General features: G+C 65.2%; 13 protein-coding genes. 7 read left to right on the top strand and 6 right to left on the bottom strand.

The genetic code is table 11. The features are described 5' to 3' along the window. Positions 1–107: 107 nt before the first annotated feature. Complete coding sequence (locus AC1Z32_RS33710) at positions 108–686, top strand: hypothetical protein (protein WP_483483141.1); 579 nt, start codon at positions 108–110, stop codon at positions 684–686. 33 nt (positions 687–719) lie between these two features. Here AC1Z32_RS33710 and AC1Z32_RS33715 read toward each other — a convergent pair whose 3' ends face one another. Next, entirely contained in the window at positions 720–1922 is a 1203-nt protein-coding gene (locus tag AC1Z32_RS33715) for a glycosyltransferase (protein WP_483483142.1), read from the bottom strand. Between the two features lie 435 nt (positions 1923–2357). On the opposite strand from AC1Z32_RS33715, the gene ispH reads away from it, so the two are divergent. Then, entirely contained in the window at positions 2358–3320 is a 963-nt protein-coding gene (ispH, locus tag AC1Z32_RS33720; RefSeq protein ID WP_483483143.1) for a 4-hydroxy-3-methylbut-2-enyl diphosphate reductase, read from the top strand. Positions 3321–3333: 13 nt separating this feature from the next. After that, positions 3334–4488 carry an adenosyl-hopene transferase HpnH gene (hpnH, locus tag AC1Z32_RS33725; protein WP_483483144.1) on the top strand — a complete coding sequence of 385 codons (1155 nt, stop codon included), beginning with the start codon at positions 3334–3336 and terminating at the stop codon, positions 4486–4488. Between the two features lie 307 nt (positions 4489–4795). Here the strand turns inward: hpnH and AC1Z32_RS33730 are convergent, their stop codons facing one another. Next, complete coding sequence (locus tag AC1Z32_RS33730; RefSeq protein ID WP_483483145.1) at positions 4796–4990, bottom strand: YbdD/YjiX family protein; 195 nt, start codon at positions 4988–4990, stop codon at positions 4796–4798. A 25-nt stretch (positions 4991–5015) separates the two neighbouring features. Beyond that, the gene (locus AC1Z32_RS33735) at positions 5016–7100 is read right to left on the bottom strand and encodes a carbon starvation CstA family protein (RefSeq protein ID WP_483483146.1); all 2085 of its coding nucleotides are present in this window, start codon (positions 7098–7100) and stop codon (positions 5016–5018) included. Positions 7101–7269: 169 nt separating this feature from the next. Here AC1Z32_RS33735 and AC1Z32_RS33740 point away from each other — a divergent pair, with 169 nt between their 5' ends. Together AC1Z32_RS33740 and AC1Z32_RS33745 are read left to right on the top strand one after the other, a co-directional pair. Then, positions 7270–8697, top strand: coding sequence for a cache domain-containing protein (locus tag AC1Z32_RS33740; RefSeq protein WP_483483147.1), 1428 nt, complete (start codon positions 7270–7272; stop codon positions 8695–8697). Beyond that, positions 8687–9325, top strand: coding sequence for a response regulator (locus tag AC1Z32_RS33745; protein ID WP_483483148.1), 639 nt, complete (start codon positions 8687–8689; stop codon positions 9323–9325). The genes AC1Z32_RS33740 and AC1Z32_RS33745 overlap by 11 nt, the downstream gene beginning before the upstream one ends. A 29-nt stretch (positions 9326–9354) precedes the next feature. Here AC1Z32_RS33745 and AC1Z32_RS33750 read toward each other — a convergent pair whose 3' ends face one another. After that, positions 9355–9972 (bottom strand): MlaC/ttg2D family ABC transporter substrate-binding protein, encoded by a 618-nt coding sequence (locus AC1Z32_RS33750; RefSeq protein WP_483483149.1) that lies wholly within the window; start codon positions 9970–9972, stop codon positions 9355–9357. A gap of 260 nt (positions 9973–10232) precedes the next feature. On the opposite strand from AC1Z32_RS33750, the gene hpnN reads away from it, so the two are divergent. Both hpnN and AC1Z32_RS33760 read left to right on the top strand, forming a co-directional pair. After that, the gene (hpnN, locus tag AC1Z32_RS33755) at positions 10233–12893 is read left to right on the top strand and encodes a hopanoid transporter HpnN (RefSeq protein ID WP_483483150.1); all 2661 of its coding nucleotides are present in this window, start codon (positions 10233–10235) and stop codon (positions 12891–12893) included. 32 nt (positions 12894–12925) lie between these two features. Then, positions 12926–13885: an MlaA family lipoprotein gene (locus tag AC1Z32_RS33760; RefSeq protein WP_483483378.1), complete on the top strand. Its 960-nt coding sequence runs from the start codon at positions 12926–12928 to the stop codon at positions 13883–13885. Between the two features lie 45 nt (positions 13886–13930). Here the strand turns inward: AC1Z32_RS33760 and AC1Z32_RS33765 are convergent, their stop codons facing one another. Continuing rightward, a complete protein-coding gene (locus tag AC1Z32_RS33765) occupies positions 13931–14404 on the bottom strand; it encodes an acyl-CoA thioesterase (RefSeq protein ID WP_483483151.1) in 474 nt (157 codons plus the stop codon). A gap of 127 nt (positions 14405–14531) precedes the next feature. Next, positions 14532–15188: a phosphorylase gene (locus tag AC1Z32_RS33770; RefSeq protein WP_483483379.1), complete on the bottom strand. Its 657-nt coding sequence runs from the start codon at positions 15186–15188 to the stop codon at positions 14532–14534. Positions 15189–15213 lie beyond the last annotated feature (25 nt).

Here is a 15213-nt window from a genome sequence, read left to right on the forward strand (position 1 = left end):
ATCCGCACGTTCGGTGCAATTGGTTACAACCTGTGCCAGGCCTCGCCAAATTCGAGCGGGTAGAATCGTTGCCTCGCCGCCCGCTCGCAAGACACAGACACACTCGCATGAATCTACATGACCAGCTCGGCGCGCTGGAGTCGAGCCTCGACGCGCTCCTTCACGCCGCTGCCGCTTCTGACCGCACTTCTGACCGCACTTCTGACCGCGCTTCTGACCGCGCGTCGGACCCACTGACTGCCGAATCGGCAGAAGCCGCGCCCCGGCAAGCGCCGGGCGCGCCTGACGAACCGCCCGCGCTGAGCGGCGCACACCAGCCGGACGATTCCGCCGCGCCCGCCGAACCGCCCGGACTGAACGAACCGCCCACGCTCGTCGTGTCGCGCCCTGAGCAGAACGCGATCGAAATGACGATCGCCGGTAAAACCGTGAAGCTGAGCCCGGAAGGCGTGTCGGAACTGATCGAGGAATTGTCGAACGTGCGCGCGTCGATGTCGGTGGAACAGCCTGCCGGCATCGCGCCGGGCTGGCGCTTTGCCGCGACCAAAAACCCGATCATGGCGACGCAGAAATACCCCAATGGCGACCGTCTGCTGGTGCTGCGTCACGGCGGGCACGGCTGGGTGCCGTTCACGTTCTCGCCGAACATGGTCATCGAGCTGTACGCCATGTTGACGAAGAAGTAAGGCGGCGGCTTCGTTCCGAAGCCGCCTGCGCTGTCACGAACCTTCCTGAGTCGGCGCCTGCACGCGCGCCTTCCATTGCCCGCCCTTCCCGCTCCAGTAACGCACGGCTGAACCGATCGTCGCGCTGACATAGAACAACGCGACGAGCGGCAAAAGCGGCGCCCACAACAGCGATCTGCGGTAGTAGCGCAGCATCGGCCCATAGGCGATACACATGAACGCCCACGCCGCGCACGCGGGCCACGCGCGCGCGCCGAACGCCAGCGCGAAGACGGGCGGCACGAGATAGATCAGCACCATCCCGACGAGCGTCCCGGCAAGCAGGAGCGGCGAATAGCGCAACTGCGTGAAGGCCGTGCGCGCGATCATGTTCCAGACATCGCGCCAGCTATCGTAGGGGCGCAGCGACTCGCTGCTCTGGGCGAGATCGAGGCGGATCGGGCGCGCGTCGTTGCGGCCCGCGCGATGCTTGATGCGTGCGGCGAGACTGCAATCGTCGATGAGTTCCTGACGGATCGATTCGATCCCGCCCGCCTCCACGAGCGCCGAGCGGCGCACCAGCATGCAGCCGCCCGCGGCGCCCGCGGTGGGCTTCTTCACGTCGTTCACCCAGGCGAACGGATAGAGCTTCGCGAAGAAGAACACGAACGCGGGAATCAGCGCCTTTTCCCAGAGAGAGTCGCAGCGCAGGCGAACCATCAGCGAGACCAGATCGCGGTCTTCGAGAATCGTGCGCGCGACGAGTTGGGTCGCGGCATCGGCCGGATGGTGGATGTCGGCGTCGGTGAGCAGCAGAAATTCGGCGGGCAGGCCGAGCTTGTCGATCGCCTCGATGCCCTGCGACTGCGCCCACACCTTGCCCGACCAGCCCGGCGGCAGCGGCTGCGCGGTCAGCACCGTCAGGCGGTCTTCGAGGCCGAGATCGCGGGCGGCGGCGAGCGCGACATTGGCGGTGCCGTCGGTGCTGTGGTCGTCGACGACGATCACATGGAACGCGCCCGCATAGTCCTGCTTCAACAGCGAGCCGACGGCGCGCCCGATGACGTCCGCCTCATTGCGCGCGGGCACGACCGCGACGAGCGCGGGCCACGCGCCGCGCCGCGCGATCTCCGCGCTGCCGACGGCGTGCACCGTGGTGTGCGACAGCGCGGGCGCGGGCTCCGCGCGCCAGAATCCGCCGCGCGCGAACAGCAGCACGATCCAGATCAAGAATGACAGCCAGGCGATCAATAGCATGAAATAAACGATTAGCTTGTGAATTTGGGTGGCCGCGGTAGGCGCTTGCCTGCGCACGGGAATGCCGGCCTGCGGGCGTTGCGCAAAAAACACACGGCGTGGATCGGCGGAAGGCCGCGGGACAAGCACATTCGATGCAAGTCTCGCCGGCACGCGGTCCAAGCGCTCGACAGTTTACTGGGTTCTGAAAATCGACGTATTCACGTGCATCGCGTCGGTTCGCCCGGGTAAAGCAGGCATTGAGCACTCAAAAAGGGAACGCGCTAGAATACGCGGTCAACTTCGGCGCGCAGACCGACATTACCGTGTCGTTTTTTCCGGTCTGCTTTCCCCGGCCTTCCGACGTTCCAAGCGTCATGGAGGTCGAGTCATCGGGAAAGCGCGAGCTTCGCGCCGGCTAACCCGAGACCCGCGTCAGTCGGAGTTCGTTCGAATATGCGTATCATCCTTGCTCAACCCCGCGGCTTTTGTGCGGGCGTGGTCCGTGCGATCGAAATCGTCGATCGCGCGCTCGAACGGCATGGCGCGCCCGTCTATGTGCGTCACGAGATCGTGCACAACCGTCATGTCGTCGACAACCTGCGCAGCAAGGGCGCGCGTTTCGTCGAAGAGCTCGACGAAGTTCCGCACGGCGCGGTCGCGATCTTCAGCGCGCACGGCGTCGCGCAGAGCGTCGAGCGGGATGCCGAGGCGCGCGGCCTCGACGTGCTGGATGCCACTTGTCCGCTCGTCACGAAGGTTCACGTGCAGGGCCGCCAGTACGTATCGCAGGGACGCACGCTGATTCTGATCGGCCACGCGGGCCATCCGGAAGTGGAAGGCACCATCGGCCAGATTCCCGGCACCGTCGTGCTGGTGCAGAGCGAAGCCGAAGTCGAGACGATGACGCTCGCGCCCGACACGCCCGTCGCCTATGTCACGCAGACCACGCTTTCGGTCGATGACACGCGCGGCATCATCGACGCGTTGCAGCGCCGCTTCACCGATATCGTCGGCCCGGACACGCGCGATATCTGCTATGCGACGCAAAACCGCCAGGCCGCCGTGCGCGAACTGTCGGGTCAGGTGGATGTGCTGCTCGTGGTCGGCGCCACCAACAGTTCCAATTCGAATCGTCTGCGGGAGATCGGCGCCGAGAGCGGCGTGCCGAGCTACCTCGTCGCGGACGGTTCGGAGATCAAGGCCGAATGGTTTGCGAATGTGCAGACGGTCGGCATCACCGCGGGCGCTTCGGCGCCCGAGGAAATGGTCAAACATGTGATCGATGCCCTGCGCGCGTTCGGAAACGTCGAAGTCACGACGATGAACGGCCGCGAGGAAAAGGTCGAATTCAAACTCCCCGCGAAGCTTACTCAGCCGGTCGCCGCCGTTGCGGCAGCGGCGATTCGCGAAGATTAAGGAGAGGACGCAATTGTCTATCCCGATGCTCCAGAAGGCGCGCGTTGGCGCCTACATCTTCAAGCAGCACATCACGGGCACGAAGCGTTACCCGCTCGCGCTGATGCTGGAACCGCTGTTCCGCTGCAATCTCGCCTGTAACGGCTGCGGCAAGATCGATTATCCGGATCCCATTCTTAACCAGCGTCTGTCGCTCGAAGAGTGCCTCGGCGCCGTCGACGAGTGCGGCGCGCCGGTGGTTTCGATCGCGGGCGGCGAGCCGCTCCTGCACAAGGAAATGCCGCAGATCGTGAAGGGCATCATGGCGCGCAAGAAGTTCGTGTATCTCTGCACGAACGCGCTGCTCATGGAAAAGAAGATGGACGACTACGAGCCGAGCCCGTACTTCGTCTGGTCGGTTCACCTCGACGGCGACCGCGAGGCGCACGATCACTCGGTTTCGCAGCCGGGCACCTACGACAAGGCCGTGGCGGCCATCAAGGAAGCGAAGCGCCGCGGCTTCCGCGTGAACATCAACTGCACGCTGTTCAACGATGCGGAACCGGAGCGCGTGGCCAGATTCTTCGACACGCTCGGGCCGATCGGCGTCGATGGCATCACGGTGTCGCCGGGCTACGCGTACGAGCGCGCGCCGGATCAGCAGCACTTCCTGAACCGCGACAAGACCAAGAACCTGTTCCGCGAAATCTTCAAGCGCGGCAACAACGGCAAGAACTGGTCGTTCAGCCAGTCGACGCTGTTCCTCGACTTTCTCGCGGGCAACCAGACGTATCAGTGCACGCCCTGGGGCAACCCGGCACGCACGGTGTTCGGCTGGCAGAAGCCCTGCTATCTGGTCGGCGAAGGCTACGTGAAGACCTTCAAGGAACTGATGGAAACCACCGAGTGGGACAAGTACGGTACGGGCAAGTACGAGAAGTGCGCGGACTGCATGGTCCACTGCGGCTTCGAGGCGACCGCCGTGATGGACACGGTGGCGCATCCGCTGAAGGCCGCGAAGATCGCGCTTTCTGGCCCGCGCACGACCGGCGCGTTCGCGAAGGAGCTGCCGATCGACAAGCAGCGTCCGGCCGAGTACGTGTTCTCGAAGCATGTGGAGATCAAGCTCGAGGAGATCGGGCGCATGCAGAAGAGCAAAGGCGCGAAGACGGCAGCGGCGGTGAACTGAGTCGTTGAATCGAGGCGATAGAAACGTGAAGGGCGGGTGACCTGGGGTCATCCGCCCTTTTGCTTTTTATTGCTTGTTGTTCCAGCCTTTGAACCCGCCGGCTGCTCGTCGCACACACGCTTGTCATGGCCTGCCACGTTGGCGCTCCTCCGAGAACGTTCGATCAGATTCACTTCGAACTGCGATTAGGGAACGTGTTTCCTCGCTGACCTCGCAGGGCCGTCAAAAATTGTGCTAGCGCCTCCAAACAAAAACGCGACGGCTCTCGCCGTCGCGTTTTCATCGACCGCCACCGAACAGCATCAACTCAGCAGCACTTTCCTGCCCCCGATCCATACCTCGCCTCCTGCCGTTCGCGAAAAAACTCCGCGTACGACATCACAGGCTTGTCCGGATGCGTCGTCTGCATGTGCGTGACATACGCGTCGTAGTCGGGCATGCCGACCATCAGGCGCATCGCCTGGCCGAGATACCGTCCTGCTTGTCGAAGATCGCTGAACATGGCTTGCTCCTTTGCCGGCGCAGAATCAATGTCCCGAACGGACCGCAGCGCTCGCGCCCGCGGGCATCGCTTCGAACGGCGTCTCGCGCACCGTCGGCTTCGTTTCGCGGCGCGCGCGCAGCACGGACAGCACGCCATACACCGCGATGCTCACCACCACGAAGATGAACAGCCCGGCGAGCGCCGCATCGACATAATCGTTGAAGATGATGCGCTGCATCTCTGCGAGCGACTTCGCCGGCGCCATCACCTTGCCCGCGTCATAGGCTTCCTTCAGCTTGCCCGCGTGCGCGAGGAAGCCAACCTTCGGATTCGCATCGAAAATCTTCTGCCAGCCGGCCGTCAAGGTGCAGATCAGCAGCCAGATGGTCGGCAGGAGCGTGACCCACGCATAGCGCTCGCGCTTCATCTTGAACAGCACGACGGTGCCGAGCATCAGCGCGATGCCCGCGAGCATCTGGTTCGAGATGCCGAAGAGCGGCCACAGCGTGTTGATGCCGCCGAACGGATCGACCACGCCCTGATACAGGAAGTAGCCCCACGCGGCAACGCACAGGCCCGTCGCGACGAGGTTGGCCGGCAGCGATTCCGTGCGGCGCAGCGCCGGATGGAACGTGCCGAGCAAGTCCTGCAGCATGAAGCGGCCGGCGCGCGTGCCTGCATCGACGGCCGTCAGGATGAAGAGCGCCTCGAACAGAATGGCGAAGTGATACCAGAAGGCCATCATGGCCGGGCCGCCGATCACCTGATGCAGAATGTGCGCCATGCCGACCGCGAGCGTCGGCGCGCCGCCGGCACGCGCGACGATGGTCGTCTCGCCGACCGCCTTCGCGGTCTCCGTCAGCATGTCCGGCGTCAGCACGAAGCCCCAGCTCGTCACGGTCTGCGCGACCGCTTCGGGCGTCGAGCCGAGCAGCGAGGCGGGGCTGTTCATCGCGAAGTACACGCCCGGCTCGATCACGCAGGCGGCGACGAGCGCCATCATCGCGACGAACGATTCCATCAGCATTGCGCCGTAACCGATGAAGCGCATGTTGACTTCGTTATCGACCATCTTCGGCGTCGTGCCCGACGAGATCAGCGCGTGGAAGCCCGACACCGCGCCGCACGCAATCGTGATGAAGAGGAACGGGAACAGGTTGCCCGACCACACCGGCCCGCTGCCATCGACGAACTTCGTGAAGGCCGGCATCTTCAGCTCCGGCGCGACGATCAGAATGCCGATCGCGAGGCCGAGGATCGTGCCGATCTTGAGGAACGTCGACAGATAATCGCGCGGCGCGAGCAGCAGCCACACCGGCAAGACGGAGGCGACGAAGCCGTAGCCGATCAGGATCCACACGAGCTGCACGCCGGTGAACGTGAAGTACGGCGCGAGCGTCGCCGATTCGGCGACATGGCCGCCGTAGACGATCGCGAGCATCAGGCCGATAAAGCCGATGATCGACACCTCGCCGATGCGCCCCGGCCGGATGTAGCGCGTATAGACGCCCATGAACAGCGCGATGGGAATCGTCGCGGCCACGGTGAACGTGCCCCAGGGCGAATTCGTCAGCGCCTTCACGACGATCAGCGCGAGTACCGCGAGAATGATCACCATGATGAGGAACGCGCCGAAGAGCGCGATCACGCCCGGCACGGTGCCGAGCTCCATCTTGATGAGATCGCCGAGCGAGCGGCCGTCGCGGCGCGTCGAGATGAACAGGATCACGAAATCCTGCACCGCGCCCGCGAACACCACACCGGCGAGAATCCACAGCATGCCGGGCGTGTAGCCCATCTGCGCGGCCAGCACCGGGCCGACGAGCGGACCCGCGCCCGCGATCGCCGCGAAGTGATGGCCGAACAGCACAAACCTGTTGGTCGGCACGTAGTCGAGGCCGTCGTTGTGACGCACGGCCGGCGTCATGCGCAGGCCGTCGAGTTGCAGCACCTTGCCCGCGATGAAGCGCGAGTAGAAACGGTAAGCGATGAGATAGACGCAGACCGCCGCGATGACGATCCATAGTGCGCTGATACGCTCGCCGTGCGCGAGCGCAATGGTGCCGAATGCAAACGCGCCCAATAGCGCGAGCGCGATCCAGACCAGGAATCCGGAAGCCCGATTCATGGCGTCTCCTTGAGTATTGTTGAGCCCTTGGGGTAAGCCCTTGGTGCCGTTCGATGCGCCGCAAGGACGCATTGGGCGGTAGTATTCGCCTTCGCCCGGGCGCTTACAAGCGCACAACTACGTAACCGAACTACGTAGAATCACGTAGCAAGAATCGCTTCATGAGCCGATGAATCTCAAGGCAAAGGTCTTTCTGCTGGCGATCGTGCCGTTCGCGCTCGCGATCGGCGGGATCACCTACGGAGTGCGCCAGCAGGCGGAGGCGCTTGCGCGGGCGCAGCACGAGACCACGCAGGCCGCGTACATGTCGAGCAAGGAAATCGAGCTGCGGCATTACGTCGAGATCGCGAAAAGCGCGGTCGCGCCATACTACGACGCGCCGGCCAGCGATCCCCGCAGCGACGAGGAACGCCGCCGCCTTGCGCTCGACGCGCTGCAGCGGCTCGACTTCGGCCAGGACGGCTACTTTTTCGTCTACACGATGCACGGCACGTCGCTCATGCATCCGCGCCAGCCGGATCTCGTCGGGCGCGATCTCTGGCTGATGCGCGATCCGAACGGCGCGCTGACCATCCAGGAGCTCATCAGGCAGGCGTCGCAGGGCGGCGGCTATGTGCGCTACGTGTGGCGGCGGCCGTCCACCGGCCTGATCGCGCCGAAGCTCGGCTACGTTGTGCCGCTGCCGCGCTGGGGCTGGATGGTCGGCACGGGCATCTATCTGGAGGATGTCGAAACGACGCTCGCGCGCATCGACTCGCGCGCGGCCGCGAACATCGACCGCACGCTGATGTGGATCGCCGCGATCGCGCTGGCCGGGCTCGCGATCATCGCCGTGTGCGGCGCGGTGCTCAACATCAGCGAGCATCGCAGCGCGGACGCGAAGCTCAAGCTGCTCGCGCGGCAGGTAGTGGACTCGCAGGAACAGGAACGCGCGCGGCTGTCGCGCGAGCTGCATGACGGCATCAGCCAGATGCTCGTCTCGGTGAAGCTGCTGCTCGAATCGGCGCTTGCGCGCTTCGAACGCGGCGCCGCGCGCGAGCCGACCGCCGAAGCCGCGCTCGCAACGAGTCTCGGGCGGCTTTCCGGCACGCTGCGCGAAGTGCGCCGCATCTCGCACGCGCTGCGCCCCGCGATGCTCGACGATCTCGGTCTCGCCGCCGCGCTCGATCAGCTCGCGCGCGAGCTCGACGGCCAGGACGGCATAGAAGTGCGCTTCGAATCGCTGGAAGACGGCAAGCCTTGTGCGCCGCAACGCGCGACGCTCCCCGATCCCGTCAACACCGTGCTCTTTCGCATCGCGCAGGAAGCGCTGACCAATATCACGCGGCACGCGCAGGCATCGCGGGCGGCGCTCACGCTCGATATCGCGATACACGCCGTCACGCTCGACATCACCGACAACGGCCGCGGCTTCGACGCCCACAACGCATTCTCCGATCCCGCGTGCGGTGTCGGCTTGCGCAACATGCGCGAGCGGCTCGACACGCTCGGCGGCGAACTCGCGGTCAGCTCGCAGCTCGGCCGCACGTCGATCACGGCGACGGTGCCGCTGCCGCTCGCCGCCCCGAATCTCGAAGGACATACCGATGAGCGCTGAACCCGCCCGCATCATTCTCGTGGACGACCATCCGCTCGTGCGCGACGGCTTGCGCGCGCGCCTCGACTCCGTGCCGCACCTGCGCGTAATCGGCGAGGCGGGCAACGCGAAAGAAGCGCTCGCGCTCGCCGCCGACGAGTCGAACCCGCCCGATCTCGCGTTGATGGACGTGGGCATGGCGGGCATGAGCGGCATCGAGCTGGCGGCGCTTTTTCACGAGCGCTTTCCGGGCATCCGCGTGCTGATGCTGTCGATGCATGACAACGTGGAATATGTGAAGCAGGCCGTGCGCGCGGGCGCGGGCGGCTATGTGCTGAAGGATTCGCCCGCCGCGGAGATCATTCAGGCGATCGACGCGGTGCTCGCCGGCAAGACCTTTTTCAGCGCCGGGCTCGCCGCGCGCATGATTCAGGCACAGTCGATGCAGACGCCGCTCGAACGCCTGACGCCGCGCGAACTCGAGATCCTCGATGCGCTGGCCGACGGGCTATCGAGCAAGCAGATCGCGCAGCAGCACGGATTGTCGGTGCGTACGGTGGAAACGCATCGGCTGAATTTGAAGCGCAAACTGGATATCGACGGTCAGGCCGAACTGATCAAGTACGCGGTGGAGCACCGCAGAACGTGAAGCAGGCCCGGCCCGATGACTGGCAAGCGTCAGCCCGCGGAACGGGCGTTGTGTTCGGAAAGGAACTTGATGAGGCCATCGACGCCGCCTTTCTGCAACTGGCCGGCGAACTGTTGCTGATAGACCTGGATGAGCCAGGCGCCCATCATGTCGATGTCGTAGATTTTCCAACCTTGCGGCGTCTTTTGCAGGCGATAGCGCACGGGATTGTCGCCGCCCGTGGAAATGACGTGCGATTCGACGACCGTGTCTTTCGTGTTGGCGTCGATGTTGGGGGCGTCGAACTTGAACTTCACGTCCTGATCGCGCAGTTGCGCAAGCGATGCCGCATAGGTGTGGACCAGGAGCGTCTGGAACTGGTCGTAAAGCTGCTTCTGCTGCTCGGGCGTGGCGCTCGCCCACGCCTTGCCGACCGCGATGCGCGTCGTGCGCTGGAAGTCGGTGGCGGGCACGAAGCGCGTTTCGACGAGCTGCGTGATCTTCGCCATGTCGCCGCCGCGCGCCTGCGGATCGGCCTTCATTGCGTTGACGGTGCCCTCGACCGCGCTCTTGACGACGGCATCGGGACTCGCTTGCGCGAGCGCCTCGCCGGTGAAGAACATCGAGGCAAAGAGGAAAGCGAAGCAAACAGAAAGATAGCGTTTCATGGCACCCGTTCTCTGATCAGGTTTGGTGGCGCGGGTCGTGCGGCCTTCGGACGATGCGAGGGCGGCCGGATGGCTGCGAGGTCAGTATACCGACACCGGGGCGGCACAACAGTTCAAGCGTGGTGCGTTGCGGCGCGCCCGGTATACTTGCGCGGCACCCCGCGCCGTCTTGCGAACGTGTTTCGGAATCCGGCGGTGGGCATCACGCAATCCGCGCGCTTGCCGCGCAAAAATAACAGGACACACCAGGTAGCGTCTTCATGCTGACGTCCAACATTACCCGCTTCGTCACCGTCGCCATCCGCCGCCCGGCGTGGATTATCGCCGTTTCGCTGTTGCTCGGCGTGCTGTCCACGATTTATGTCGTCCACCACTTCAAGATCAGCACCGACGTAAGCCAGCTGATCGAAACGGAGCCCGAGTGGGCCGCGCGCAGCAAGGCCATCGACGAAGCATTTCCGCAGCGCGGCGCGACCCTGCTGATCGTCGTCGAGGCGCCCGCGCAGGAATTCGCCGATGCCGCCGCCGGCGAGCTCGCCGCCGCGCTCGCGAAGGAGCCGGACCGCTTCAAGTCGGTGTCGCAGCCCGCAGGCGGCGCGTTCTTCGAGCACAACGGCCTGCTCTATCTGCCCGCAGAAAAGGTCGAGCAGATCACGAAGCAGCTCGTGCAGGCGCGCCCGCTCATCAACACGCTCGCGCACGATCCGACGCTCACCGGGCTCGCGCAGACGCTCAACACCACGCTCAATCTGCCGTTGACGCTCGGTCAGGTCGATCTCGGCCAGATGGCAGGCCTGCTCGGCAAGAGCGCGACCGTGCTGGACCGCGTGCTCGCGAATCAGCCCGCCGCGTTCTCGTGGCGCGATCTCGCGAATTCATCCAAAGGCGATGCGCCCGGGCGCGCTTTCGTCAGCGTCCTGCCGGAACTGAACTTCAACGCGCTGAAGGCGGCGGCGGGCACATCGGACGAGATTCGCGCGAAGGCCGCGGAGCTCGGCATCGACAAAAAATACGGCGCGACACTGCATCTGACCGGCGCGCAGCCGCTCGCCGACGAAGAATTCGCGTCCGTGCAGGACGGCGCCGTGCTCAACGGCGTGCTGACCTTCCTCGTCGTCCTGATGATCCTCTGGGTCGCGCTGCGCTCGAAGCGCATGATCCTCGCGGTGTTCATCACGCTGTTCGTCGGGCTCGCGATCACCGCCGCGCTCGGCCTCATGATGGTCCACGCGCTCAACATGATCTCGGTCGCGTTCATGGTGCTGTTCGTCGGGCTGGGCGTGGACTTCGGCATCCAGTTCGGCGTGAAGTATCGCGAGGAGCGCTACCGGCACAGGCGCCTCGACGTGTCGCTCGCGGAAACCGCACGCCACGTCGCCGTGCCGCTCACGCTCGCCGCCGCCGCGACCGCCGCGAGCTTCTTCTCCTTCCTGCCGACCGCGTATCGCGGCGTCTCGGAGCTCGGGCTGATCGCGGGCGTCGGCATGTTCGTCGCGTACGTGACCAACATGACGCTGCTGCCCGCGCTCATCAAGGTGTTCGCGCCGCCGGGCGAAGCGCAGTCCCCGGGCTTTCCGGTGCTCGCGCCCGTCGACGAATTCCTCGACAAACATCGCAAGCCGGTGCTGATCGGCACGCTCGTCGTCGTGATCGGCGCGCTGCCGCTGCTCTTCGATCTGCGCTTCGACTTCAATCCGCTGCATCTGAAGGACCCGCATACCGAGTCGATGGCGACGCTCATCGCGCTCAAGGATTCGCCGCAAGGCGCGGTGAACGACGTCGCCGTGCTCGCGCCCTCGCTCGCGGAAGCGGACCGCATCGCCGCGAAGCTTGCGAAGCTGCCGGAAGTCGAAAGCGCGACGACGCTTTCCTCGCTCATTCCCGCCGATCAGCCGAAGAAACTCGAGCTCGTCAAGGCCGCCGCCGATCAACTGCTGCCCGCGCTCGATCAGCCGAGAGCATCGCCCGTGACGGACCAAGTGCGCGTCGCGGCGTTGAAGCGCGTGTCGAGCCAGCTTTCGCTCGCCGCCGACGAACATCCGGGCCCCGGCGAAAAGGAAGCGAAGCATCTGTCGCAGACGCTCGCGAAGCTCGCGCAAGCCGACGCCGCAACGCGCGACCGCGCCGAGCACGCGATGGCCGAGCCGCTGCGCCTCGCGCTCGCGCAACTGCGCGCGCTCCTCACGCCGGCCGAGATCACGCGTGCGACGCTGCCGCCGCAGATGGTCGGGTCATTCGTGACGCCGCAGGGCCAGGCGCTCGTCGACGTATCGCCGAAAACGCCGCCGGGCGTCGATCCGAACGACGACACGCTGCTCGCCCGTTTCGCCGATGCCGTGCAGAAGGCCGAGCCCGATGCGATCGGCGGGCCGATTTCCGTGCGCCATTCGGCGGAGACCATCATCAAGGCGTTCGAGCAGGCCGCGCTCTACTCGCTCGTCGCGATCGCGGTGCTGTTGTGGATTGCGCTGCGTCGTTTTGGCGATGTTCTAAGAACTTTGGTACCGTTGCTCGTTTCCGCGATCGTCACGCTCGAGTTGTGCGTCGTCTTCAGAATGCCGCTCAACTTCGCGAACATCATCGCGCTGCCGCTCATGCTGGGCGTCGGCGTCGCGTTCAAGATCTATTTCGTGATGGCGTGGCGCTCGGGCCAGACACGGCTCCTGCAGTCGAGCCTCACGCACGCCGTCATGTTCAGCGCGGCCACCACCGCGACGGCATTCGGCAGCCTGTGGTTCTCGCATCATCCGGGCACATCCAGCATGGGACGCCTTCTGGCGCTGTCGCTCTTTTGCACGCTGATCGGCGCGGTGGTCTTCCAGCCCGTTCTGATGGGCAAGCCGCGCAAGGTGCGCGCGGCCGACCGGGCGAAACTGCGGGCGGCGCAACGACATGACAACCTAAGAGGAATTGAAGAATGAAGTGGGGATCGACGGCCATGACCGCTCGTGCAATGCGCAAACTGGGGATGAGTCTGGCGATCGCGGGCGCGCTCGCGACCGCGGGCTGCGCGACCGGCCCGGACCGCAATCCGAAAGACCCGCTCGAGCCGATGAACCGCAAGATCTTCATCTTCAACGACACGCTCGATACGTATGTCGCGAAGCCGGTTGCGCAGTTCTATGTCGATTACACGCCGAGTCCGTTTCGCACGGCCGTCAGCAACTTCTTCTCGAACCTGGGCGATTTCTCCAACTTCGCGAACAACCTGCTGCAGTTGAAGATCACCGACGCGACGCAAGACCTGATGCGGATCGCGATGAACTCGGTGTTCGGCATCGGCGGTCTGATCGATATCGCGTCGCCGGCGGGCCTGCCGAAGCATCATCAGGATTTCGGGCTGACGCTCGGGCACTACGGAATGCCGTCGGGACCGTATCTGGTGCTGCCGCTGCTCGGGCCGAGCTCGTTCCGCGATTCGACGACCTGGCTCGTCGACTGGCGCGTGAATCCGTTGAGCTATTCCGATGCCGAGATTCGCTGGCCGCTGTTCGGCCTGAACTTCGTGAGCGCGCGCGCGGATCTCATCGGTGCGACCGATCTTCTGTCGGCGGCCGCGCTCGACAAGTACGCGTTCGTGCGCGATGCGTACACGCAGCGTCGTCAATATCTGCTGACTGGCGGAGGCGCGGCCTCGCTGCCCGATTACGGCGACGAGGGCGCTGCGGCGCCCGAAGGTGCGAGCGCGCCCGAGGGTGCGAGCGCGCCGGGCGAAAGCGGCGGAAGCAGCAAGCAGCAAGGCCTGCCGACGTATGTCGATCCGGGCGCAGCGGCATCGCCTGCGGGCGGCGTCGGGGGGAAATCGCCCGCGCCGGAAGAGAAAGCGCCGAAGGGCCAGCCGTCGCCGAGCTCGAGCAAGGGGCAAGGGTTGCCGCAGTATGACGATCCGGCGGCGCAGCCTGCGGGGAAGTGAACTATTCCAGATTGAAAAACGGGCGCCGAGGCGCCCGTTTTGCTTTTAGTGTGCGGCTTCTTCGACCTCTTCCTCGACGAGATCATCGCCCGACAACTTCGGCGCCTCCACCGCGCGCTGATCGCGGCGATACGCTTCGAACAGCTCATCGGCATAACGGATCTGCGTGCGGCCATGCGGCGCCGGCTCGCCCTGCTCGTTCAGGTTCACGAACACCATCTTCTCGACGGTCAGAATGCTCTTGCGCGTGATCTTGTTGCGCACTTCCGCGCGCAGTGCGATCGACGTACGGCCGAAATGCGTCGCCGTGATGCCGAGTTCGATGATGTCGCCCTGACGCGCCGAGCTCGCGAAGTTGATCTCGGACATGAACTTGGTGACGACGCGCTGGTTGCCCAGTTGCGAAATGGCGTAGATCGCGGCTTCCTCGTCGATCCAGCGCAGCAGACTGCCGCCGAACAAGGTGCCGTTTGGATTCAGATCTTCCGGCTTGACCCACTTGCGGGTGTGAAAATTCATTTGCGGTACCTCACTTTCCTTGCTGCGCGCGTCGTGAGACCTGCAAGGACACGCGCGTTTGATTAGGGTTTTCCCTGATTATACCGAGGTGAGGGTTAACCCGCAGAAAGCAAGGCCCGAAGACAATTCAAGCCACCACCAGCGCCCGCGCCGTTTCAAGCGCATGCCGCGCCTGCACGAGCGTCGCGCGCGCTTCACGGGCGTCGGACGCGAGGCGCAGCAGCGCGCCCAGTTGCGACGGATCGCGCAGCAGTTCGCGCAGGATCGGACCGATCGCGGTCGTGCCGTCGTCGCGCAGGCCGGCCGTCGCGGCAGGCGGCAACGTCCGCCAGGCCGGATCGACCACCGCCCGGCACACCGCGAAGGGCAAACCGCGCGCAGTCGCGATGGCCCCGGCGATATGCGATTCCATATCGACGGCAAGCGCGCCCGTGGACGAATGCAGCGAGCGCTTTTCCGCCTCGCTCTTGACGGGCGCCATGACGCCCGCCATCTTGCCGCGCCGCGCGACGCGCTCGACGGGCGTGCCCGCGAACGCATCGACGATGCGCGCCGACCACGCCGCATCGGTGCGCAGTTCGCCGAACGGGCCGCACACGCTCTCGGCGACGATCAACGCGCCCGGCGCGAGATCCGGCGCCAGGCCGCCCGCAGTGCCGAAGCTGACGATGCCCGAACAGCCGCGCGCGATCGCGTCGGACAGCGCGCGCTCCAGCCAGTCGGCGCGGGCCGCGAATACGACATCGACGCCGCGCCCGCGCACGATCTTCGCCTCGAACGCCATGCCGGTCACGGCGACGACGGGCGCG

This window comes from Caballeronia sp. 11_S32 (genome assembly GCF_056930355.1).